Here is a 23894-nt window from a genome sequence, read left to right on the forward strand (position 1 = left end):
GGGCCGACCGGCCCCGTGTTACTGTTTAAAGAAGGTCAGCAGCATATCTGCAATGGCGGCAGGTTGTTCAAAAGTGCTCAGGGCGCCTGCGTCTTTAATCACCCGGGTTTGAGCATCCGCAATCCGTGATTTGGCTTCTTCCAGTTTATCTTCATCAAAAAACAAATCGTTTTCAGCACCGAATACCAGGGTGGGACAGGGAATTTTTGACATCCAGTCTTCAGCGCCCATCCAGTCCAGCACTGGTTCGTGAATATCAAACTTCCGGAGTCTGGCCAGCTGGCCGTGAATGAACGGTTTATAGCGTGTATCCAGTGAAGCTGTCGGGGCCAGTGCGGCATATCGCAGCCAGGCATCGGATATGAACTTGCCGTCCGCATCAAAAGGAATATCCCTGGATAGCGGCTTTGCTCTAATCGCAGCCACGAACTGATCAATTTGCGCTTTTGATATCAGCATTTCGCAGGAAATCACCAGTTTCTTCACTCTCTCAGGCCAGTTAACCGCAAGACAGGTTGCCAGTGCTGCACCTGAATGGTTGCCGGCAACAAAGGCTTTATCAATGCCATGGGCGTCCATGAAAGCGATGGTGTCTTGCGCAAAATCCGGAATGTTCATGGCGGCAGATGGCTCGTAGGATTGACCATGTCCGGCCATATCCGGTGCATATACGGTGAAATGCTGTGCCAGAACGGGAATAATATTTTCCCACTCAATGCTGCTCATTGGTGCCTGATGCAAAAGTAACAAGGGTTCGCCCTGTCCGGCTTTGATATAGTGAATTTGCCCTGCAGGCAGGTCCAGATAGTATTTTTTCATAACCATTCCGTGAGGAAACTTTACCCGGTCGTGTCCTGAATCCGGGTAAAGTGACAACGTTAAATCTTTATAATAACTTTCCCGGTGTTTTCACCGCGCATTAAGCGACAGAAAGCGTCCGGAGCACTGGCAATACCCTGAGAAACATCTTCAAAGGTTTTCAGTTTGCCGTCCAGATAATGGGGCAGGCAATACTCCACAAATTCTGCTCTCCGGGGTTCGTAGTCATATACTACAAGGCCGGTAACCTGTGCCCGGGATTTGATCCATATCGCAGGATGAGGGCCGCCGGCACGGCTGGTACTGTTAAGTTCAGACATAATGCCGCACAACACCACTCTGGCACCAACAGCAAGTTGAGAAGAGACAGTGTTCAACAGTTCTCCGCCAACTAAATCAAAATACACGTTAATACCGTCAGGGCAGGCTGCTTTAAGTTGCTCAGCAATGTCACCGGCTTTGCGATCCAGACAGATATCGTAGCCGATTTCTTTAACGGCCTTGTCGCATTTCTCTTTGCCGCCGGCAATACCCACAACCTTACAGCCGTAGAGTTTAGCCAGCTGGGCAGCTGTAGCACCTACGCCCCCCGTTGCAGCGGGAATGACAACCACATCGCCCGGGGCTGGTTTTGCAGTGCAGACAATGCCCGCCCAGGCGGTAAGCCCTGTGGTGCCCAGCGCGGAAAGATAGGCTGCATTGTTGTCTACGGGGGCATGAACGGCAGTCAAGGTTTTCCCGTCCATAACGGCGTATTCCTGCCAGCCGCCGAAGCCTCTGACAATATCGCCGGCACTGAAAGCCGGATCTTCACTTTGAACCACTTCAGCGATGGTTTCGCCTTTCATTAAATCGCCCGGCGTGATCGCACCGGATAAGTGCCTGCCGGCAATCTGACTACGCATGTACGGGTCGAGAGAAAGGTAAAGGTTTTTTACCAGCACTTCGCCGGCTTCGGGGGGCGTTACTTCGACAGAACGGGTCGTAAAGTCTGATGGTACGGGCGTACCTTCCGGCGTTTTAGCCAGTACAATTTGCGTGTTTTTTAAGTCGCTCATAGCCTGTATTCATGTCTGTTAAGGGAAACGTTGGTTGGCAGAGTAAGGGAAGATGCGCGGTGAAACTATGATAAAAATCATAGTTTCACCGAGCGACATGCCGTTGAGGCCGGAAGGGAAGCAGAACTACTTTGCTGCTCCGGCAAGCATGTCGTGATTTTGTTTTGCCGGTGTGGCAATTTGCGTTACAAAAATTAAAGCCGTAATAATTAACACAACGAAAATCATGAATGCGACCTGGTAGTCACCGTACATGGAATAGAAAACACCGGTTAACCAGATACCCAGACCACCACCAAGACAATCCAGCACGGCGATGGTGCCGAGGATTTTGCCTGCAGAGACCAGTCCGAAACAATTCACAGCGGATAATTGTATTGTGGTGTACACACCGCCCCAGCCAAGGCCAAACAGAATAATAGCAATCCAAATCAGGCTGCTGTTCATCATCGCCAGGCACGCCGAGCCGGTGAGCATAACAATAATGTTGCCGATGAAGACCAGTTTGTAATTCAGGTAGTCTGACAGCAGGCCGAAAACGAATTTACCGATCACTGCGCAGAGGAAAAACAGACTGATAGCGTTTGTGGCGGAAGCCGGCGTAAAGTCGAGATCACGCAGATAAAGGAACAGATGCGCCTGCACCGCCAGTACCGTGTAGAACGTTGTCATAGCGACTACAGAAATGGCCCAGAATGCTTTTGTTTTCAGTGCTTCCACATAACCGAGACCCTGCGACAGCGCTACATCCTGTGGTTTCGCGCTGGCTTCAGCTTCCGGCCCGTTTCTGACAAATAGCGCAACCATCGCAAACATAAAGGCAGGAAAAATCATGGCGTAAGTCATTGCCATGCGCCATCCCACCAGTTCACTCATATAGGTTCCGTACTGGGGAAAGATCATGCCGCCCAGACTGGTGCCAACCAGTGTGATACCAATGGCGACACCCCGTTTTTTCTGAAACCAGCTGGAAACCAGAATGATGGCCGGGTTCAGGCCACAAAACACCAGTACAACGCCAAGCAGCGCATGGGCAACATAGAGGTTAGCCAGTGATTCAACACCGCTATATAAGAAATAAGCTACAGCAAGCATGACCCACCCGGCCAGCATGCAGCGTTTAACGCCCAGCTTATCGATGATTATACCGCCGAAGGGAGCCAGTAGTGCGCTGGTGCCGAAGGTAATCATGTCGCGGAATTTTAATTCGCCGCGACTCCAGCCAAATTTTGATATTAGTGATTCATCAAAGACAGACAGGCCGGAAATACTCATTCCGTTACTGATGATCAGCACCACGCTTGCCAGCACGGCGATCATCCATGGGTAGCTTCTATTCATAACTCATCCAACACGTAAAATTGTTTTCGTTGAAAACAAACCTTTTTGAAAAGCCGGCAGACAGAACTCTGGAAAATTGTCTGGCATCAACTCTTAAAGGCTGATTATTTATAATAATTTTGAAAATGTAGCTGGTGATGTTCAGCTGTTTGCAATCGTTAGCCAGCAGGAAAAAAAGTGAAAATCACTCATTTGAAATCACCCCAGCTTGTCTGATTTTGCCCCGACTATCGACCGTTGAATATGACAAAACGCAATTTTTGAAAATTAAACCGGCTACCTGTTCAACAAACGGGATGAGCCGGCAGGACAGGCTATTTCTTAACCAGACTAATCCCTTTTATGAATTACTGTCAATTAACTTTAATTATTGTTATAACAATAATTCATAAAGTTGTGTTTATAGCAAATCTTGTCATTAAATCAGGGTGAAGAAACAATGGATTTTCTGGTGATAAAATTCCTGCATGTTATGGGGCTGGTTTACTGGTTAGGGGGCGACCTCGGTACTTTTATCGCAAGCCGGTATGTGCTGAAAACGGAACTGGGCCACGAAAGCAGAGTGGTGGCTGCAAAAATACTGAATGCAGCCGATCAGGGCCCCAGACTGGCAATGCCACTGATGTTTGCCAGCGGATTGCATTTGAGTACTACGCTGGGGTTAACGCCGTTCTTGTCAGGATGGCTGGCGGTTATCTGGGCTACAGGCCTGGCCTGGCTGGCAAGTGTTGCAGCATTGCACTGGTATTCAGGTGCCGCAAAAGCGCTCATTATAAAATGTGACTGGGTGATACGGGTGACAGTTTGTGCGGGCGCAATATTGACCGGCTTTTTCAGTGTTTTTACCGCCGGACCGGTAGTTGTTTACTGGGCAGCCTGGAAGCTGGCTTTGTTCGGTGTGGTTGTGCTTCTGGGTATTCTTATCCGCTTTAAGCTGAAGCCTTTCGGCCCCGCTTTTGCAAAACTGGCAAGTGGTCAGGGGGATGCAAATACCAATACAGTTATTCAGAACACTATCGGCGGTGCAGCCTGGCATGTAAAAGGCATCTGGATACTGCTGCTGGTGATATCAGCTTTTGGCCTCCACCTCATTTAATACCACCCGCGGCCATGGCTGGCGGAACACCCGCCAGCACATGAGTCCCGTTTTTACTACGTAGTCCAGTACAATCATGCCAAAAATCCACTCTACCGGTGCATCCATCAGCATGAGAATAAACGCGCCGCCGAAGCGGATGACAAAATTGCTTACCAGCACAGTAAACATGGGCCAGCGGGTATCCCCTGTACCCTGACAGGCACCTGTCAAAACAAAGTCGATGGCCATGACCGGTTGGACAACGGCAAAGAAATAGATAAACACACTGGTGTAATAGGTAACGTCGTTCTCGCCAATTAACCACAAAGAAAGCGGCTCGCAGAATATACCCAGCAGCAGTCCCATGATTGTCATTACGGTCAGTGAAAAACCCAGGGCAACGTGAAGAATGCGCTTTGCCATTGCCAGATCATTTTTCCCCACTGCCTGACCAATCATTACGTTGGCGCTCACAGAGAATCCGTAACCCACAACAAAGGAAACGGAAATAAGCATAATGCCTGCGCCATAGGCTGCATAGGGTGCTGTGCCGTAACGGGCGACTACCCACAGGAACGACAACACCGCTACCTGTCTGAACAACTGCTCCATGATGGCGGGGTAACTGATACGCCACAACCGGCGTCCGCCGGAAAGAGACCACCTGGCAATAAAAAACTCCCGCCAGCGGGGATATAGCAGACCAAGCATTAAAATCAGGCCGAGCAGATTGCCAATCCCTGCGGCTTTAGCCACGGCTGCAGAACCACTGTCGGTATAATATTGCCAGTTGCCTGCAAGTAAATACGTCAGTACCAGTGTTGTGCCGTTTAAAAAGATACCGGAAGCCAGCGGCAGCCAGGCAATACTGAGTGCTCTCAATGCGCTGGCGATAATGAAATAAATGGCTATGAACCAGCAGTACAGACTGAGTTCACGTATGTAACTGGCGCCTTCATAAAGTGCTTCAGGATCGGTCAGACCGAGACTGTACATAATGGGCTCGGCCAGCCACCAGAAACACACAGACAGCCCGATGGTGACTGCGACGCCAAGCATCAGTGTAACGCGGAGCCAGTGAGAAGCTTCACCATGCTCACCCCGTCCCTGACTCTGGGCGATGAGTGCCATGGCACCAATGTTCAGGCCAAACAGAATTGACTGAATAAGAAAGAACAGGCGCTGACCGGAAGTGACTGCGGCAATGGCTGAACTGCCCAGTGTTGCGACGACTTTTATTGTGAGGATCCCCACCACTGCCGTCATTGCCTGCACACCGCCGGCAGATCCTGCCAGCGACATCATTTGTCTGAAATCGACTTTTACAGCATGCACTGTACGGGCGTGTTGGTTATCCATGAATTTATGAGAAAGCCGGTCAGGCTATCGCCAGTAATGAGATTGAATGTTATTATGACATATAGATATTACAATAATCTATGGATTGAAAGCATGACTATGCAGTTTGATGTAGAAATTAGTGAAGTAGGCCCCAGAGACGGATTGCAAAGTATTGCACCAATTATGGCCACAGAAGATAAAAAACGTTGGATTTCGGCTCTGGCTGCCGCCGGGATTCCTGAAATCGAAGTCGGGTCATTTGTGCCGGCAAAAATACTGCCGCAACTGGCTGACACTGCAGAATTGGTGGCCCACGCCAGAACTATCGCTAATCTTAATGTTGCGGTACTTGTACCGAACTACCGTGGAGCCGAAAATGCCGTAAAAGCCGGCGCGCACAAGATCACGATTCCGTTGTCTGTGTCTGAAACGCATAGTCTCAAAAACGTGCGCCGTACCCATGTACAAATGCTCGAAGAAGTCAGACAAATCCGCGAACTGATTAATACTTTGCCCGAAGTTGAGCGGCCTGTGTTTGAGGGCGGCTTGTCTACCGCATTTGGTTGCACCCTTGAAGGTAAAGTGCCCCAAAGCAAGGTTTTTGGTCTGGCAGAGCAACTTATCGAAGCAGGTTGTGATGAAGTCGGGCTGTCTGATACAACAGGTTATGGCACGCCGTTGCAGGTGAAAAACCTGACGAAAGGTGTATGGGCTGCAGTAGGCAAAGATAAGCTTACCGGCATTCATCTTCACAATACCCGTGGTCAGGGCTTTGCAAATGTGATGATGGCGCTGGAAGTCGGCTTACGGACGATTGACTCGTCGATGGCAGGGATCGGCGGCTGCCCGTTTGCTCCCGGTGCTTCCGGCAATATTGTGACTGAAGATCTGGTTTTCCTGCTGGAAGGGATGGGGCTTAAAACCGGTGTACAGTTTGGGAAGCTGCTGCAGGCGCGAAAAATTCTGCGCCAGAGCTTACCGGCAGAGGTTGAGTTATATGGCTTTACCCCGGATGCCGGTTTACCGAAGGGCTTTAGTATGGTCACCCCGCAGCAACTGGCCTGAATAAAAAACGCGGCAAAGGAAAAACCATTGCCGCGTTCTGCTTTGAGCTGCTTTGGAACATTTACGCTGAAAGCGATTTCAGGTAATCAATGACTTCCAACTCTTTAACTACATCGGCGTACTTTGCGTTCATATCGAACAGGTTTGCCTGATGCGGTGCTTCGTGACGGTCTCCGCAGGCTTCTTCCACAACAATGGGAATAAACCCGTGGGAGCAGGCGTCTACACAACTGGCGCGAACACAACCACTGGTTGTGAGGCCGGTGAGCAATACCGAATCAATACCCGCTGCTGTTAGCGTAGAGGCCAGTGATGTGCCGAAAAACGCACTGGGATACTGCTTTGAGATAACCAGTTCGTTTTCTTTCGGTGCCAAACCTTTTGCCCAGGCGCCCATGGGGGAACCTTCTGTTAAGTAGCGTAGTGGCTTTGCCTTTTTAAAGAAGGTGCCGCCGTTAAAGCCTGAAGGGTGATAAACCACGTTGGTATAGATCACCGGAATACCGGCATCACGGGCAGCCTCAAGCACACGGATTGCAGATGCCAGTGCATCTTCAACATCGGCGTACAGGTCGCAGGACTTATCATAGTAAGCTTCAACGAAGTCTATCAGTACCAGTGCCGGCTTCTTACCGAAGCCGATGCGGTTGTTATATACGCTTGCGTAGTTAGCGTCTAAATTTTCACTCATTTCTTAATCCTTACGGCGTGGCTTATTTCGCCCACTTCTTCTCAAATGCCCATACATCTTCGAAACCGATGAGTGAACAGAACTCTTTGAAGTTATTGATTGGCACACCTGTTGGTTCAGGGCTGCCTTGCTCTTTCATGGCAATCAGGGCTTTTTCAACGGCGTTGGCGGCTGCAAGGGCGGGTAAAGACGGAGCAATAGCGACACTGAAGCCAATGTCCTGCATTTTTTCAGCGCTGTACATCGGGGTAAAGCCACCGTTAGACATGTTAGCCATCATCGGCGCATCGACTGCCTCACAGGCCTTACGCATTTCTTCTTCGTTGGTAAGCGCTTCGAGGAAAATGATGTCAGCGCCAGCGCGGCGGTAAGCGTTACAACGTTTTATCGAGGCTTCAAGCCCTTCGGCATGCAGAGCGTCGGTACGGGCAATGATCATCATATCTTCGTCAGTACGGGCATCTACCGCCACTTTAATTTTTTCAACCATGTCATCCACCGGAATAACACGGCGGCCCGGAGTATGGCCGCATTTTTTAGGGAACTCCTGGTCTTCCATCTGAATAGCAGCGACACCCGCTTCCTGATAGCCTTTCACTGTATGGTGAACATTCAGCAGGCCGCCAAAGCCGGTGTCTGCATCTGCCATGACAGCAGCGTTACTGGTTTTAACCAGTGTCGCCATGCGATCCAGCATCTGGGTGTAACTCACAATGCCCGCATCCGGCAAACCATAGCCTGATGCAGTCAGCCAGTAGCCACTGCCATAAACAACATCGAAGCCGACTTTATTCGCAACAACGGCAGTGATCATATCCTGAATACCGGGAGCAAATACAAACTCTCCCTTACTGATTTTTTCTCGCAAAATTGATTTAGACATATTGAATTCCAGGTGAGTCAATGTGGGTTGGGTGGCCTACCAGGCCGCCTGATAAATGGCCAGTGCATCGGCTTCACTTAAATAACGCGGGTTATTTACCAGAAGTCGTTGTTGTTGCATGGCTTCGTTTGCCAGTTTTGGCAGATCGGATTCGGGTATATTCAGCGCCGACAAGGTACGTGGAATAGCCACGTCAATCAGCAGAGCTTCTACCAGCTCAATGAAATGAGCGCAGTCGAGCTGGGCGTCGCCACAGGAGTTGTCGGTGGTAACACATGTCATCAGTTGCGCATACTGTTCTATGGCCCAGTCATCGCTGGCATTGAAGCGCAGCACATGGGGTAAGACCAGCGCATTACTGAGTCCGTGGGGAATGTGATAATTGCCTCCCAGCGGATAGGCGAGGGCGTGCACTGCAGCCACCGGCGCATTGGCAAAGGCTTGTCCCGCCAGCATCGCGCCAAGCAGTACTTTCGAACGGGCTTCCACATTATTACCCTGACGCACAGCGGTAAGCAGGTTTGACGAAATGAGTCGTAAAGCTTCTTTCGCCAGCATATCCGAATACGGATTTTTCTTTTTCTTGCTGGTGAAGGCTTCGATGGCGTGCACCATGGCATCAATGCCCGTAGCGGCTGTAATAGACGGTGGTAAACCAAGTGTCAGTTCTGCATCCAGTAGCGCAATATCCGGTAACAGTTGATGAGAAACTACACCGGACTTTGTGGTTTCACCGGTGGTGATAATAGAGATAGGCGTCACTTCAGAGCCCGTACCCGCCGTGGTGGGCACCAGAATTAATGGCAAGCGCTTTTGCTTTATTTGATCAATGCCGTACATTTCCTGCAGAGGCTGGTCGCCGGGCACCAGTGCTGCTATCAGCTTTGCCACATCAAGGCTGCTGCCACCCCCTACCGCGATAATACCGTCAGTGCCGGCGTCTACCGCCGCCTGCTTTGCTGAAAGCACAATATGCTCAGGAGGATCGGCCTGAATATCACTGTACACAAAGGGGACCAGTCCTTCAGCTTCCAGTTTGCTGATGACCGGCTTCAGGATGCCGGTTGCCAGCAAACCTTTGTCGGTGACCAGCATGGGACATGTTATTGCGAGTGCGCGGCAATGTTCAGCCAGTGTGCCGGCTGCGCCGGGGGAACACACGATTTTCGGGACTGACATAAACTCAAAATTAATGCTTGTCATGGGGTATCCTGTTATTCCTGAAACTGCTAATTACATGCTCTGCATCGCGCGCTTGTAACGCGTGAAAATCAGCAGGCTGACGGCCATAATCGCTGCAGGTACAACCGAATAAAGCAGTACCATGCCGCGAATGGCTTCCGGCGCCTGTTCAGCGGCACCGCCGGTTGAAGACTGAAATCCGGTGTAGCTTAAAAATGCACCTGCCAGGACCGGGCCGAGTGCGAACGCCAGCTTCTCTGTGGCGGAGAAAAAGCCTGAGAACAGACCTTCATCCACTGTTCCTTTGTTTTGACGTTGTTTGTCGATGACATCGGTAAGTAGTGAGAAGACAAGCAGGGCAAAGCCTGAATTGGTAAAGCCGATAAGCACCGCGCGGCAAAGCACAAGGAAATGTTCTGTCGACATCTCACCCCAGCCGGGTAATGTCATCAGCACGTCGTCACCGGGTTTAACCCAAAGCCAGGTAATGGTGATCAGCATCCAGCCGGTACAGGCAACCCAGAAGGCAGCTTCTTTGCCCCATTTGCCGGATAGTTTTACCCACATAGGCTGACTCAGCATCGAACCTGTACACATCACGATGACAAAAGGAAACAGCAGCGAAATGTCAGCAACCGCATATAAGAAAATGAAACCGACAACGGCGTAGCCACAAGCTTGTGCAACGGTTTGCACAAGATAAGTGGCAGCCAGTACCATGAAGGGTTTATTTTCTTTTACGGAGGCAAATCTGCTGAGTAATTTGCGTGGATCATCCTGTGAAATCTGTCCGAAATTACGGGGCACACCGAAAGCTGTCGCGAGCATGGCAACCACACAAATGCCACCGAACAGAATGGCCATTGTTCGCCATGCGGCTGCATCACCACCCAGTTTATAAACCAGTGGCTGAGCCAGTCCTACGCCCATAATCACGCCAATGATGACGAAAATCATACGCACAGACAGTACCTTGGTGCGTTCATGGGCATCAGATGAAAGCTCTGATGCCATGGCGAGGTAAGGCACTGAAAACGCACTGAATGCCGTAGACGCAATCAGAAACAAGACGCCGATAAATACCGCTGCCATGGTTGGCGAGGAAAATTCACTGAAACTGAACAGTGCCATAAAACTCAGGCCGGTAAGCAGGCCACCGACCGCCAGGAAAGGTCGACGGGAATGATGCGGCTTCAGTTTGTCTGACCACACGCCCATCGCCGGATCGCATATAATCACCCATAATTTGGGTACGAGTACAACTATACCGGCAACCCAGGCAGAAACGCCCAGCATCGTGGTCATGAACAAAGGTAACAGCGCTGCAGGGGCATCACGGAAAAGCTGGCCGCCAATCTGACCGCTCCCGTAGAGCAGCTTTGTGATAAGCGGTACTTTTGAAGTACTGATAACAGCCTGGTCAGCTGTACTTTCGATGGCTTGTGTCATTGTGTGTTCCTCGCGGCCACGTGTAAAAGGAGTGTCGCGGTCATACTGGCTCACTGACACAGTCGTAATGGAACAGGCCCAGGGTTTCTTCGTTGCGCAGATTACCCAGACCATACATTTCTGCTTCATTGCCCTGCAGACGGTCCGCATTTTCGTTGGACTCCTGCTGGATAAAGCTGGTGCGTTCGAAGCGGGAGGCTTCATATCTTTCGAGGGCTTCTTTCATCGAACCGGCGTCGTCGATGGCACGGGCCAGCATGATGGCATCTTCAATACCCGTCGCAGCGCCCTGGCCCATGAAGGGGGTCATGGCGTGGGCGGCATCGCCGATAAGGGTGACAGAATCATTTTTCGACCAGCCGTCTGACAGCGATTTATGAGCGTTGATAGCCCATTTGAAAACTGTGCCGGGTTTGATTTCATTCAGCAGGGTTTGTATATCAGGGCACCAGCCATCAAAGTGTTGCTTCAGCTCGTCAAGATCAGCAGGAATTGACCAGCCATCCTCTTCCCAGCCACTTTGACGGATAAAGAACACCAGGTTAAGAATATCGCCCTTACGAAGGGGGTAGCGCACGACCATTTTGCCGGGGCCGATATGCATGCCGGGCTGGTCGATAAGTTTCTGGATAGCCGGTGACGCCGGCGCCAGCGCACGGTATGCGATGTGGCCGGTAAAGTGAGGAGGCTGCGGGTTGAACAGCTGGCGGGTTGCCGACTTAAGGCCGTCAGCACCAATGACCAGATCGGCATCGTATTGTGTGTCGTCGGCAAAATATAAGGTTGCACCACCTTCACGGCTGTCGATGGTTTTTAAGTGCTTACCAAGATGCAACTGAGCACCGTCTTTTTCAGCCGCTGCGACCAGGATTTTGTGCAGATCCGCACGATGAATATACACATAGGCTGCGTTGTACTGTTGCTTCGTACCCGAGCGGTCCACGGTCAGCAAATTGTTACCGCCAGACCAGTGATCAATAGTTTGAGTAGACGGCTCCATACCGGTTTCAACAATGGCATCGCCAACACCGATGTAGTCCATTCCACGCATGGCATTCGGCGCCAGCGTGATGCCTGCGCCCACGTCTCCCAGTTGCGGTGCCGATTCAAATAACTGAACAGTATGACCTGCTCTGGTGAGAGCGATGACAGCCGTCAGACCGGCAATACCTGCACCAACCACAGCAATGTTTAACTTTTGCATAATTCTATTCCTTCGTTACCGTAGCGAATTCGCTTTGGGAGCGTATTAATTGTGCTTCTAGTGTCCATATTCACAGGCCGCCAGCCATGACAATTGTCAAAGACGCAGCGCGCCGCAAAGTAGTATGTTTGCTGGCATACACGCAGATGCTCCGGCACCCGCAAACGAGAAATTCAGAATCAGCAAACAAGGTTTTTTATGACGATCACTACGCCTGCAGAAGCGCCTGCGCAAACTCTGATATCCGACAATTTTGTTGATGAAATACGTCATGCAGCGGGGGCAGAAAATGTGATGGAAGCCTCCCATGTACGGCATTTGTATACCGATGTATATCGTCAGAAAGCGTCGCCGCTTGCGGTAGTTACCATCCATGATACAGAGCAGCTTCAGGCGGTCATGCGCGTCTGTTACAAAGAACATGTGGGTGTGTCGGTGCGCGGTGGTGGTGCTTCCTATACCGATGGTTATCTGATTGAAAATGGCCCGCAAGTTTTGCTGGATATGAGCAAGATGGACCGGATCCTGGAAATCAATGAACAGGACGCTTACGTCACCGTTGAAGCAGGTGTGACCTGGGCTGTACTAAAAGACACGCTGGCGGAAAAAGGCTGGCGGACACCTTTCTGGGGGCCATTCTCAGGAATGCACGCCACCGTAGGCGGCTCGGTGTCACAAAATACTATCAGTCACGGTTCAGGCGCATACGGCATTTCAGCCCAAAGTGTGCAGGCGGTTACTGTGGTACTGGCTAACGGTGATTTACTGGCTACAGGTTCTGCAGGTGCAGGCAGTACGCCATTTTGCCGTCATTTCGGCCCGGATCTGACCGGATTGTTTACGGGCGATTGTAGCGCCCTTGGTGTAAAAGCTACGGTTACACTCCCGCTGATAAGGCCGCGTCCTGCGCACCAGACAGTTTCCTTTGCTTTTAACGATTTTGAAACCATGCATGAGTCCATGCGGCGTATTTCGCTGGAAAGACTGGAAGACACGCATTTCTCCCTTGATGGCGCATTATCTCAGGGGCAGATTGCCCGGCAGGATAACGCCGGTCAGGTTGTTAAAATGGCACTGTCGATCCTGAAAAGTTCGCCGTCGTATTGGTCTGGGATAAAACAACTGATCACATCTGCGGTATCTGCCCGTAAAGTCATCAGTCAGTCGCCTTATATGACGCACTATATTGTTGAAGGGGTGAATGATGCGGAAGCGAAAAGTCGTATCCACCGTATCCGTGAAATTAACCAGTTATTCGGTCAGGAAATTCCGGCCACAGTGCCTGCGGTAGTCAGAGGCATGCCCTTTGCACCGTTTTACAACACCCTGGGACCTGCCGGTGAGCGCTGGGTCCCCCTTCACGGTATTCTTCCCCATTCTGCCGTTGCGGCTTTTCACAAAGAGCTGGAAGCTTTTTATGCTGCCCGCAAAAATAAGATGGACGAACTGGGGATCTGGTACGGTGGTATGTTTGCTACCGTAGCTTCTTCGGGCTTTTTGTACGAAATAGCGCTGTACTGGCCAGATGAAATTACTGATTATCACAGACAGGTTGTGCCAGCAGACTACCTGAGTAAATTGCCTGTCTATCCGGCAAATCACATTGCCCGGAAATATGTGCATGAACTTAAAAGCGCGCTGACGGATTTATTTGTGAAACACGGCGCGATTAACTTCCAGTTGGGTAAGGCTTACCCCTATCGTGACCGGTTACAACCTGTCACATTAAACATGGTCGACGCACTGAAGGCCCATGTGGATGATAAAGGTATACTGGCACCGGCTAATCTGGGATTCGGTGATAAAGCATGACGGTGGCTGACAGGGAAGTGATAAGCCGTCATTTTGTGCAGGTTGCAGATCGCACTGTGCATTACCGGCATGCAGGCAAAGGTCAGCCTGTGGTGTTAATACATCAGTCGCCAAAGAGTTCTGCTGAACTTGAGCCGTTTATGCGTCAGCTTGCGCCCCACTTCAGTGTTTTCGCCCCCGACACGCCCGGCTATGGCTTGTCTGCACCTCTTGCAGACACGAAGGCAACCATCGATGACTTTGTTGATGCGCTCATTGCCTTATTGGATGCCTTGTCTCTGGATGCGCCGGTGGTATTTGGCAGCCATTCCGGGGCGATATTCGGAGTCAGGCTGGCCGCCCGCTATCCTGAACGCGTTAGCGGACTGGTTGCAAACGGTATTTTGATTAACGATCAGGCCACAAGAGACGAACTGGTCGCGCATTATTTTCCGCAATTTCCGCCTTCCCGGACGGGTGAACACCTTGCCGGGGTGTGGTCCAGAATTCGCGATCAGCATTGTTACTATCCCTGGTATAAACAGTCACCGGAATACCGTATTCACTGGCCCGCCAGTGTGGAAGAAATGCATGAAAGTGCGCTGGAAATTCTTATGGCGGGCGAGCATTATCAAACCGGTTATCGTGCTGTACTGGACTACGATATATCGCCGGATGCCAGCGCCTTATCTGTACCGGCAATGCTGATTGTGGCCAAACCGGACGCACTGGTGCATTACGTGCCCCATTACCCGCCGCTTCCGGCAAACGTTTCTGTGACGATAACTGAAGACTACGCGGAGATTCCGCAAAAGACCATTGCGTTCATTTATGAACGTTGTGAGAATGTGAGCCTGCCGGCAGACCCTGTGGCAAAACACTCTCATCCCGAACGTCAGTTTATCCGCACCGGAAAGACCGGTCTGTATTGTGAATTTAGCGGAGACCCGCAAGCTACCCCCGTGCTGGTGGTGCATGATCTTTTTCAGAGTGTCCGGCAATGCAGAGAGTTAATCAGTGATTTATCTGAAAATCATTTCGTCATTGCCCCTGATCTACCCGGGCACGGTTACACGGCCGGCGAACCGCTGTCAGCTGCAGAAACGGCAAAGACACTGGTTACATTAATTGAGACTTTGAAAACACCGCGTATCGAACTGGTGTTTGTTGGCCGCAGTGGCTATCTGGCCGGTGAATTTGCCCGCTGTAAGCCACAAGGGGTGCAGACAGACGTACTGTTTGTCCCTGACCATGCCGGTATTGCGCTGGGTAAGCTGCACTTCGATGATGATACGGATGTTGCTCTGGCGAAAGCGCCGGACCTCACGCCGGAATCCTCAGGCGCCCATTTTCAGACCGCCTGGTATTACTTGCGGGACAGCTATTTATTCTCCCCCTGGTATCGCAGGGAAGAAGCATGTATTAGTCAGGGACGTGGCGAGCTGACAGTCTCTGAACTGCAAATTGCACTGCTGGATCTCATGGCTGGCTGGAAGAGTGGCAACCTGCTGCTGGATGCCGTGTGTTAATACCGCGTAAGCCGGAGTTCAATCCAGTGGCGTAAATTCCATTTCAGGGCCGCTTTGCAATTGCCCGGAGGGCGGTCTTTCCACCAGATTAAGCAGAAAACCGTCAGGATCCCGCAAGCATATTTCACGCTGACAAAAGTGCCCCAGTTCGAATGTGACCGCTGAGCCAGTCCAACTGGCGCCGGCAGCACTAAGCGCCGGTAAAACAACATCTAAATCGTCCACATAGAAAACCAGCGCACTTTCTCCGCACCGGGCAGGGCCACTTCGCACCGGTTCATCTGTGTCCGGGCGGGCAATTTCGAAAAGGCCCACCATGCCGAAATTCGGGCCTTTACTTTTAACAATGCTGACTTCGTAAGGCCGGTGTTCACTGAGCCCCAGTACTTCACTGGCTGAAGGGTGAGATAACACGCCTTCGAAATACAGGTTTGTTAAACCCAGCGCCTGATAAAACTGCTTTGAGCGCTTCCGGTCGCGAACGAATAACGCGCTGCGGATTAGTGCCGAAACAGGCGGCGGGATAACCGTCGTCATTGTTTAATTATCCTTTCCGGCAAAAAGAAACCCGTTGAGTTTATCCAGTCGTTGGATCCATGGATCCTTCACCGCCGCAGTGGTATCCGGGTTGAACAGCATAATTTTGCCTTCAGAATATTCCGGCCAGTCCGGTAACGCAGCATGATTGGGGTTGCCGTTACTGGCAAAATTCACCCAGTAATCCATCATCTGCGAAGAAACGGTTAGCTGGCGTTCTGATGGCGGCACACTCTCACTGTGATCACCGGTAAAGTTGCCGAACACATAAGGCAGATCTGCAGCATGAGGCGAGCCATAAACTTTGCCCGATGGCGTATCCTGCGTTTTTGACCAGGTCCCCGGCATACCGAAGCGGTAAATAAAGACAGATTGACCGGCTTCTTCATGGAGTTGCGCCAGCATTCTCAGCTGTGAATGGAAAACAAAGTCGCTGTAGAGAAACGTATCCCGCAGCACATCTGAGCCATAATCTTCCACCAGCGTGTCCATTGCGCCTTTCGGCAGCAGCGGCGTCATCAGACCGTTTTGTGCATCAGGCGGCACCATGCCGAACTCAAAATCATTGGCACCCAGCAACAGCGGAATTTTTGCCTGCATGCGTGCCCGGTACAACGCTTCTATGTTGTCCGGAATTACTACACCGTCAACGGCAAGTTCGATGAAGGAGGCAAAATTCGTGGCCGCAACTACGGCTTCTGCTGGCATTGCCCGCAGCGCCTCTAACGACATGTCTTTGTTGCCGGCACGCTCTGCGAATTCTACACCCTGCTGTTCGATAACCCGTGAACTGTCGTCCTCTGCCAGCGCAGCGACTACCGGTTGTTCGCCACGTCCGTAACCTGACTGGGAAATGGCGCGATGGAATAATCCTTTACCCGATTGTGTGGCGACCAGTGCATCCACAGAATACCCGCCGGCACTTTCACCGAAAATGGTTACATTGGCAGGATCACCGCCGAAGGCTGCAATATTGGCCTGCACCCATTCAAGTGCCGCAATCTGATCCATCAGTCCGTAATTAAAAAGCCTGCCGTCATCGGCATTTTCTTTGCTCAGTTCAGGATGAGCAAAAAAGCCGAAGCTGCCGAGGCGGTAGTTAATGGCAACCACCATCACGTCTTTTTCTGCCAGTTTACCGCCGTGATTTACCGGCCTTGAACCCGAACCATTTACCAGTCCGCCGCCGGGGATCCATACCATGACCGGTAACGATTCTTTGTTGCCGGCAGGGCGGTAAATATTCAGATATAAACAGTCTTCGCTTTCAGGCTGAGTGAATTTTTCTTTATCCGGCATGGGCATGTTACCCGCCGGACGCTGCATGCAACGATTACCGTATGTATCCGCGACAACGGTTTGTGAGCTTGCCGGCAGTGACTGAGGCGCACGCCATCTCAGCTCACCTACCGGCGGTTTAGCGTACGGTAAGCCTTTAAAAGACAATACCTTGCCTTCTTCCACACCAGAGTATGTACCCTGGCTCAAGGTGACCTTCGTGAAGTCTTTTTCTGAACAACCTGAGGCACAGAAAAGCAGAACGGCTGCGCAACTGATAGTGGTAATTCCACGGTATAAAAAGCGTTTCATAGCGAATTTCCGGTGAAGTGTTGTGATGACCCTGTAAAGCAGCCAGGTCGAGATTTCTTTGTATTTAGTTGGGTATATAACAGCTTGTTCTGCAATGACAAAAATCAAAAAATGAGCCGTGTCTGGCGAAGTTCAGCGCGCGGAGGCGGTGAAAAAACAGTTCAGACCGGGCGATTGATTTTTGTCATAGAGGGGCACTGGCATTGGCTATAAGGTGAATCCCATCTGCAAAAGCACTACTCATACCCGCGCTTTTGCACCGGATTTGGAGACAGCCATGCAAAGCGACATTTTAGATCCTTCCTGGTCAGGCATTGCACATGTATCAGACGCAACGAAGGCATTTTTAGCTCAACCCCATAAACTGCTCATTAATGGCGAACATACAGAAGGCGTGAAGGGTAATACGCTGAACAGCTACGACCCCGCTACCGGTGAGAAGCTGGCTACGGTATGTACCGGCACGGAAGAAGATATTGATAATGCAGTAAAGGCAGCAAGAGCGGCTTTTAACGGCCCCTGGTCGGCACTTTCTCATTTTGACCGTGCAAAGCTACTAAAAAAACTGGCCGTTGCCATTGCTGAACATGCAGAAGTATTTACCGAACTGGAAGTGCTGGACAATGGCATGCCCCGTTTCATCGCTGCACTGACTGTAGAAAATATCAGTGAGATGTTCGATTACTATGCCGGTTGTGCCCAGCACATTGAAGGCACCACGACCCAGCCTCCCAGACATGTTGCCATGGAAGCCGAAGCGCTGACCTATACGCTGAAAGAGCCGGTAGGTGTTGCCGGACTCATTGTGCCGTGGAACGTACCCATTTCTACCGCCGTTTTAAAACTGGCGCCAGCCCTTGCTGCAGGGTGTACCGTTGTCGTGAAGCCATCGGAAGAAACGCCTTTGTCCATTTTATTGCTCGGGCAGTTACTGAAAGAGACCGGCTTCCCTGACGGTGTTGTGAATATTGTTAACGGTTATGGCCACGATGCCGGCGCAAGGTTGTCGGCTCATCCTGATGTGGACAAAGTATCTTTTACCGGTTCTACCGCCACAGGCCGCAAGGTGATATCTGCCGCTATGGGCAACCTTAAAAAGGTGTCGCTGGAGCTGGGCGGAAAATCCCCGGTGGTGGTGATGCCCGATGCCGATGTAGAGCTAGTGGTTCCGGGCATTGCGCTGGCGACATTTTTCCTGCAGGGGCAAAACTGCATGGCGGGCACGCGCATTTTTATCCATGAAAGTCTGCATGACGAGGTGGTTGAGAAGCTCATTGCATTTACCTCATCGCTCAAAATTGGTCATGGTCTGCAGCCGGAAACCTTCCTGGGGCCACTCATCTCTGCCGGCCACAAAGAAAAAGTGCTCGGCTATATCAGCAAAGGTCAGGAAGAAGCCGCGAAGCTGGTTTACGGCGGCCGCCCGCTGGCGGGTAACGGACATTTTGTTGAGCCCGCGATTTTCACCGGATGCCACAGAGACATGGCCATTGTCAGAGAAGAAATCTTTGGCCCGGTCATGGCTATTCAGTCATTCAGTACTACCAATCTTGATGAGATCGCCGCCATGGCAAACGACACCGAGTATGGCCTGTCGGGCAGTGTCTGGACTGAAAGTCTCAGTACTGCTCACGCTCTGGTCGCGCGTATTCGCGCAGGTCAGGTATCGGTGAACTGCCACGGCGCCATCGGAACCAATATTCCGTTCGGAGGATACGGACAATCCGGCTGGGGCCGGGAATTTGGACGTGAAGGACTTGACGCTTATCTGGAAACAAAAGCAGTAACAGCCCGTCTGTCTGCGCGTCAGTGAACCCTGCAAATGCAATGCACGGAAAGTACCGGCAGTGCAGAAGAAATAAGGTAAATAAACTATGAAAAAAACTCAGGTAATCGTAGCCGGTGCCGGACCGGTAGGTACAGTAGCAGCGTACCGTCTGGCAACCATGGGATTTGATGTGTTGCTGTGTGAAGCAGGTCCGAATTGTGCCATCGATTTGCGGGCTTCCACGTTTCACCCGCCAACACTGGAAATGCTGGACGAAATTGGCATTGCTGAAACCCTTATCGAAAAAGGGCTGAAAGCACCCAAGTACCACTTCCGTGAACGTGAAAGCGGCGAAACCGTCGAATTCGATTTGTCTGAGCTGGAAGGGGAAGAAAAATTCCCCTACCGCCTGCAGTGCGAACAGCACGTACTGGCCAGCATGATTGCAGAAAAGCTGGATGCGCACCCTAAAGCGGAAGTGAAATTTAACCACCGTGTGGTGCATTTCGAACAAACAGAAGATGGTGTTGAAGTGGCGCTGGAAGGCCCGTTTGCCATTGAGAAAGTGCAGGCCAAATATCTGGTAGCGGCGGATGGCGGTAACTCCATTATTCGCAAATGGCTGGGCGTAGAGTTTGAAGGTTTCACTTATCCGGAGAAATTCCTCACGCTGTCTACCAAAACGGAGCTTAAAGACTACATCCCTGATCTTGAGTACGTGAACTACGTCTCAGACCCTAAAGAGTGGATGGTACTGCTGCGCGTACCCAGTGTGTGGCGCATTCTGGTGCCTGCACCTGAAGATCAGCCGGACGAATACCTGTTGTCGGATGAAAAGAAAAATCAGGTGTTCCGCGACCTCATTGGCCGTGAAGACATTAAAACCGAACACCGCACTATTTACCGCGTGCATCAGCGTGTGGCGAAGAAGTTTAACTTTGGCCGCGTGTGTCTGGTGGGCGATGCCTGTCACATGAACAACCCGTTAGGCGGCTTTGGTATGAACAGCGGTATTCATGACGCCTGGAATCTGTGCGACAAAATTGCTGCCAACCTCACCGAAGGTCACGATGACGAACGCTTTGAATTGTATGACCGTCAGCGTCGTCCGGTAACGCACAGCTTCATTCAGGCGCAGACAATGCAGAACAAAAAGCTGCTGGAACACAGCCCTGAAGAAAACCACGCAATGCGTTTGCAGGAAATGAAAGATACCCGCGACGACGACACCAAACGTAGGGCTTTCCTGCGCCGCCAGGCCATGTACCAAAGCCTTGAGCTTGAAAAAAGCATTGTGTAGGAGGGATGATGACTGACATATTAGGTTACCGCGCAAAATTTGGTGTTTTAGGTCCGTCGACCAACACCACCGTACAGCCGGAAATGGATGAAATGCGTCCTGCCGGTGTAACCAATCACTACAGCCGCATCATTGTTGATAATGCAAACGCATTGTCTGACGAGACCTTTCTGAAAGGGACTGCACTGATTGATCAGGGCACCGTAGATGCGGTTCGCGGTGTGATGACCTGCGCACCGGATTATCTGGTTATGGGCATGTCTGCCATTACATTTTATGGCGGAGCCAAAGGCGCTGAACAATGGCAGAGCAATATTGAAGAAGTCGCCGGTGTTAAATCGTCTATTGGTTCGGTTTCTGTTGTGGAAGCCTTTAAAGCCATTGGTGGCATTAAGAAAGTCGCTTTCCTGTCTCCCTACTACCCTGTTGCAAACACAGAAGTACGTAACTTCCTCAGTGATTACGGCTTTGAAACCGTTGCCGACCATCCTTTCCGCGCACCCACCTGGACAGCCATTGCTGAAATTACCCATAAGCAGGTTCGCGAGGTGGTGGAGCAGATGAACGACGATAACGTTGATGCCATTTTGCAGGTAGGAACCAACCTGTGTATGGCCCGTCTGGCAGGTCGCCTTGAACAGGAACTCAATAAGCCGGTTGTCGCAATCAATACGGCAACTTACTGGCATGCTCTGCGTGCAAACGGCATTACCGACAAAGTGTCCGGTTTTGGTCGTCTACTGGAGGAACTTTGATGCAATACGATTATGTACCGATTAGCCAGCGTGGGCAGTTAAAATGGCCTGAGGACAAGCGTGTTGCGCTGATCCTGACTTTTAACCTGGAAACCTGGGATCTGATTAAAGATACAGATGCACCTTACTATGCCGGTGGCCCGGCTGTATTACCGGATACACTTCCCGGTAACATTCCTGATTACCCGAATTTCACCTGGCGTGAATACGGTCAGCGCGTTGGGATCTGGCGCATGTACGACCTGTTTGATGAGCTTGGTGTGAAAGCCAGTTGTACCACCAATGCGGTCACATTTGAACGTCGTAACCCCATGGTTCAAGCCTGTCTTGACCGCGACTGGGAGCTGATCACGCACAACTATGAGCAAGGCGAGCTACTGACTAACTTTGCTCATGACGAAGCCAAAGAACGGGAAGTGATTTCCCGCTCCATCGACATGTACGAAAAGCATGTTGGCCGCCGTCCGAAAGGCTGGTTGTCGTCGTCACTGCGCGGTACGTTGAATACGCCGAAGATTCTGGCGGAAGAGGGCTATAAGTTCTATTGCGACATCATGAACGATGACCAGCCCTACATGATCAAAACAGACTGTGGCCCTATTGTTTCTGTGCCTTACAGCAATGAAATTAATGACTTCACAATCATTACCCGCCGTGGACATACCACAGATGAATATCGCGACATTCTGATTGAAGAGTTGAATGTGCTTTATAAAGAAGGCGAGAAACAAGCGCGGATCATGAACGTAGGTTTACATCCTCACGTCACCGGCCGTGCATACCGCATCCGCGCTATCCGCGAATTCATTGAATATGCCAAAACCCTGCCCGGCGTATGGTGGGCAACCCGGGAAGAAATTGCTGACTGGTACACAGAACAGCAGGCGTCACACATTCCCGGTCAACTTTAATCTGTATGAAAACAGAGGAGTCAACCATGTCACAAATCGTCGTGAATGACGGTGCCACGCCGTCACCGCAAACGGAAAATGTTAAAGCGTTGCTGTCTTGTGTGCAGGATAAGCAGCTCTACATCAACGGAGCTTATCAGGCTCCTGCAAAATCAGGTTATCTGGAAACAACCGATCCGTCCACAGGCAAGTTACTGGCCCGCATTGCTAATGCCACGGCAGAAGACGTTGATGCCGCAGTGGATGCCGCCCGTGCAGCACTGAAAGGTGCGTGGGCAGCCTATACACCGCTTGAAAGAAGTGCCGTACTTAACCGTATTGCTGATCTAATTGAAGCGAATATGGATGAGTTGTGCGAGCTGGAAGTGCTGGACCAGGGTAAGCCATACTATGTTGCCCGCTGGGCCGAAATTCCGGCAACGGCTAATCAGTTCCGCTTTTTTGCCGGTCAGGCGTTGTCACTTGACGGCAATACCGTTAATACCTCCATCAACTACCAGCCCGAGGGCAAGCAGGTGCATGCCTGGACTGAACGTCAGCCGGTGGGTGTGGTTGCTGCGGTGACGCCATGGAATTCTCCTCTTATTCTTACGGCAATGAAACTTGCACCGGCACTGGCTGCTGGTTGCACCATTGTGCATAAGCCTGCTGAACTGACTTCGTTAAGTGCCCTGCGCCTTGCAGAACTGATTACAGAGGCTGGTGTTCCTGCCGGTGTGTTGAACGTAGTGACCGGTGACGGCGCAAATTGCGGCGCGGCACTTACCGGTCATAAAGGCGTTGATAAAATTGCATTCACAGGTTCCACTGCCACTGGCCGTGCCATTGTGGATGCCAGCAAAAAGCACCTGACCAGGGTAACCCTTGAGTTAGGCGGGAAGTCTCCGGCGTTGGTATTGCCGGATGCTGACCTTGAGCTGGCTATCCCCGGCATTGCCAATGGCATCTTCTTCAATGGTGGCCAGGTATGTGTAGCTAACTCACGTACTTATATTCACCGCTCAATTTTCGACAAAGTGGTTGAAGGTATTGCGCAATACGGCGCAGGCATGCAGCTTGGTCATGGTCTTGATCAGGCAACCCAAATGGGGCCCGTTGTGTCTGTTGAGCAGGCGAAGAAGATAGAGCAGTTCATTGAACAGGCCAAAGCCAGTGGAGCAAAAGTGATCACCGGTGGTGTTCGTACCGGTGAAAATGGCACTTACATCACGCCGACGGTTATTACTAATACTACGCCGGACATGCCCATTCATTGTGAAGAAGTATTCGGCCCGGTGCTGGTGGCAGAACCTTACGATGACATTGAAGAAGCGCTGGTTTGGTGTAACGACAATGACTATGGTCTTGCTGCCAGTGTGTGGACACAGGATTTATCTGCTGCACACCGCTTATCCCGTCAAATTGACGCCGGCACCGTATGGATAAACTGCCATTCGATGTTTGATGCTGCACTGCCCATCGGCGGTATGAAGATGTCTGGCTATGGTCGCGACAGCGGCAAACAGGCGCTGGATAACTATCTGGAATGGAAGACCGTCTGCGCGGTGTTGTAATTCAGGTGCAAGTATCTAATCTGGAAGCCCTGCGAGACCGCAGGGCTTT

General features: G+C 51.2%; 20 protein-coding genes. 9 read left to right on the forward strand and 11 right to left on the reverse strand.

Going from position 1 to position 23894, the window contains the following annotated elements; all coding sequences use genetic code 11:
* Window positions 1–18 precede the first annotated feature (18 nt).
* From J3369_RS00590 to J3369_RS00600, 3 genes are all read right to left on the reverse strand, one after another.
* On the reverse strand, window positions 19–819 hold the full coding sequence (locus J3369_RS00590) for an alpha/beta fold hydrolase (protein WP_303573228.1): 801 nt from the start codon (window positions 817–819) through the stop codon (window positions 19–21).
* A 59-nt stretch (window positions 820–878) separates the two neighbouring features.
* A complete protein-coding gene (locus tag J3369_RS00595) occupies window positions 879–1877 on the reverse strand; it encodes an NADP-dependent oxidoreductase (RefSeq protein ID WP_349582508.1) in 999 nt (332 codons plus the stop codon).
* A 126-nt stretch (window positions 1878–2003) separates the two neighbouring features.
* Window positions 2004–3218: an MFS transporter gene (locus J3369_RS00600; protein WP_349582511.1), complete on the reverse strand. Its 1215-nt coding sequence runs from the start codon at window positions 3216–3218 to the stop codon at window positions 2004–2006.
* Window positions 3219–3657: 439 nt separating this feature from the next.
* Here J3369_RS00600 and J3369_RS00605 point away from each other — a divergent pair, with 439 nt between their 5' ends.
* The gene (locus J3369_RS00605) at window positions 3658–4314 is read left to right on the forward strand and encodes a hypothetical protein (protein WP_303573231.1); all 657 of its coding nucleotides are present in this window, start codon (window positions 3658–3660) and stop codon (window positions 4312–4314) included.
* Here the strand turns inward: J3369_RS00605 and J3369_RS00610 are convergent.
* The gene (locus J3369_RS00610) at window positions 4288–5655 is read right to left on the reverse strand and encodes an MATE family efflux transporter (RefSeq protein WP_349582514.1); all 1368 of its coding nucleotides are present in this window, start codon (window positions 5653–5655) and stop codon (window positions 4288–4290) included. The two genes, J3369_RS00605 and J3369_RS00610, sit on opposite strands and share 27 nt — an antisense overlap.
* A gap of 93 nt (window positions 5656–5748) precedes the next feature.
* Here J3369_RS00610 and J3369_RS00615 point away from each other — a divergent pair, with 93 nt between their 5' ends.
* Window positions 5749–6702 carry a hydroxymethylglutaryl-CoA lyase gene (locus J3369_RS00615; protein ID WP_349582517.1) on the forward strand — a complete coding sequence of 318 codons (954 nt, stop codon included), beginning with the start codon at window positions 5749–5751 and terminating at the stop codon, window positions 6700–6702.
* Window positions 6703–6763: 61 nt separating this feature from the next.
* On the opposite strand, the gene J3369_RS00620 is transcribed toward J3369_RS00615, so the two are convergent.
* The 5 genes from J3369_RS00620 to J3369_RS00640 are packed head-to-tail and all read right to left on the reverse strand — an operon-like array spanning window position 6764 to window position 12111.
* A complete protein-coding gene (locus tag J3369_RS00620) occupies window positions 6764–7393 on the reverse strand; it encodes an isochorismatase family protein (RefSeq protein WP_349582520.1) in 630 nt (209 codons plus the stop codon).
* 22 nt (window positions 7394–7415) lie between these two features.
* Window positions 7416–8276, reverse strand: a complete 861-nt coding sequence (locus J3369_RS00625; protein WP_303573235.1) for an isocitrate lyase/PEP mutase family protein — start codon at window positions 8274–8276, stop codon at window positions 7416–7418.
* A 36-nt stretch (window positions 8277–8312) separates the two neighbouring features.
* Window positions 8313–9479 carry an iron-containing alcohol dehydrogenase gene (locus J3369_RS00630; protein ID WP_349582523.1) on the reverse strand — a complete coding sequence of 389 codons (1167 nt, stop codon included), beginning with the start codon at window positions 9477–9479 and terminating at the stop codon, window positions 8313–8315.
* A 30-nt stretch (window positions 9480–9509) separates the two neighbouring features.
* The gene (locus tag J3369_RS00635; protein ID WP_349582526.1) at window positions 9510–10907 is read right to left on the reverse strand and encodes an MFS transporter; all 1398 of its coding nucleotides are present in this window, start codon (window positions 10905–10907) and stop codon (window positions 9510–9512) included.
* 40 nt (window positions 10908–10947) lie between these two features.
* On the reverse strand, window positions 10948–12111 hold the full coding sequence (locus J3369_RS00640; protein ID WP_349582529.1) for an FAD-dependent monooxygenase: 1164 nt from the start codon (window positions 12109–12111) through the stop codon (window positions 10948–10950).
* A 198-nt stretch (window positions 12112–12309) separates the two neighbouring features.
* Between J3369_RS00640 and J3369_RS00645 the strand changes: the two genes are divergently transcribed.
* Window positions 12310–13923, forward strand: a complete 1614-nt coding sequence (locus J3369_RS00645; RefSeq protein ID WP_349582532.1) for an FAD-binding oxidoreductase — start codon at window positions 12310–12312, stop codon at window positions 13921–13923.
* Window positions 13920–15431, forward strand: coding sequence for an alpha/beta fold hydrolase (locus J3369_RS00650; RefSeq protein WP_349582535.1), 1512 nt, complete (start codon window positions 13920–13922; stop codon window positions 15429–15431). Before J3369_RS00645 ends, J3369_RS00650 begins: the two co-directional genes overlap by 4 nt.
* 18 nt (window positions 15432–15449) lie before the next feature.
* Here J3369_RS00650 and J3369_RS00655 read toward each other — a convergent pair whose 3' ends face one another.
* Both J3369_RS00655 and J3369_RS00660 read right to left on the reverse strand, forming a co-directional pair.
* Complete coding sequence (locus J3369_RS00655) at window positions 15450–15968, reverse strand: VOC family protein (RefSeq protein WP_349582537.1); 519 nt, start codon at window positions 15966–15968, stop codon at window positions 15450–15452.
* A 3-nt stretch (window positions 15969–15971) separates the two neighbouring features.
* Window positions 15972–17558 (reverse strand): carboxylesterase/lipase family protein, encoded by a 1587-nt coding sequence (locus J3369_RS00660; RefSeq protein WP_349582540.1) that lies wholly within the window; start codon window positions 17556–17558, stop codon window positions 15972–15974.
* Between the two features lie 277 nt (window positions 17559–17835).
* On the opposite strand from J3369_RS00660, the gene J3369_RS00665 reads away from it, so the two are divergent.
* From J3369_RS00665 to J3369_RS00685, 5 genes are all read left to right on the forward strand, one after another.
* On the forward strand, window positions 17836–19371 hold the full coding sequence (locus J3369_RS00665) for an aldehyde dehydrogenase family protein (RefSeq protein ID WP_349582542.1): 1536 nt from the start codon (window positions 17836–17838) through the stop codon (window positions 19369–19371).
* A gap of 61 nt (window positions 19372–19432) precedes the next feature.
* Window positions 19433–20626: an FAD-dependent oxidoreductase gene (locus tag J3369_RS00670; RefSeq protein ID WP_349582545.1), complete on the forward strand. Its 1194-nt coding sequence runs from the start codon at window positions 19433–19435 to the stop codon at window positions 20624–20626.
* Window positions 20627–20634: 8 nt separating this feature from the next.
* Window positions 20635–21381: a maleate cis-trans isomerase family protein gene (locus tag J3369_RS00675; protein WP_349582548.1), complete on the forward strand. Its 747-nt coding sequence runs from the start codon at window positions 20635–20637 to the stop codon at window positions 21379–21381.
* Window positions 21381–22292, forward strand: coding sequence for a polysaccharide deacetylase family protein (locus J3369_RS00680; RefSeq protein ID WP_349582551.1), 912 nt, complete (start codon window positions 21381–21383; stop codon window positions 22290–22292). The genes J3369_RS00675 and J3369_RS00680 overlap by 1 nt, the downstream gene beginning before the upstream one ends.
* Window positions 22293–22318: 26 nt before the next feature.
* Entirely contained in the window at window positions 22319–23845 is a 1527-nt protein-coding gene (locus tag J3369_RS00685; RefSeq protein WP_349582553.1) for an aldehyde dehydrogenase family protein, read from the forward strand.
* Window positions 23846–23894 lie beyond the last annotated feature (49 nt).

The organism is Alteromonas sp. NFXS44, assembly GCF_040148705.1.
Taxonomy (GTDB): domain Bacteria; phylum Pseudomonadota; class Gammaproteobacteria; order Enterobacterales; family Alteromonadaceae; genus Alteromonas.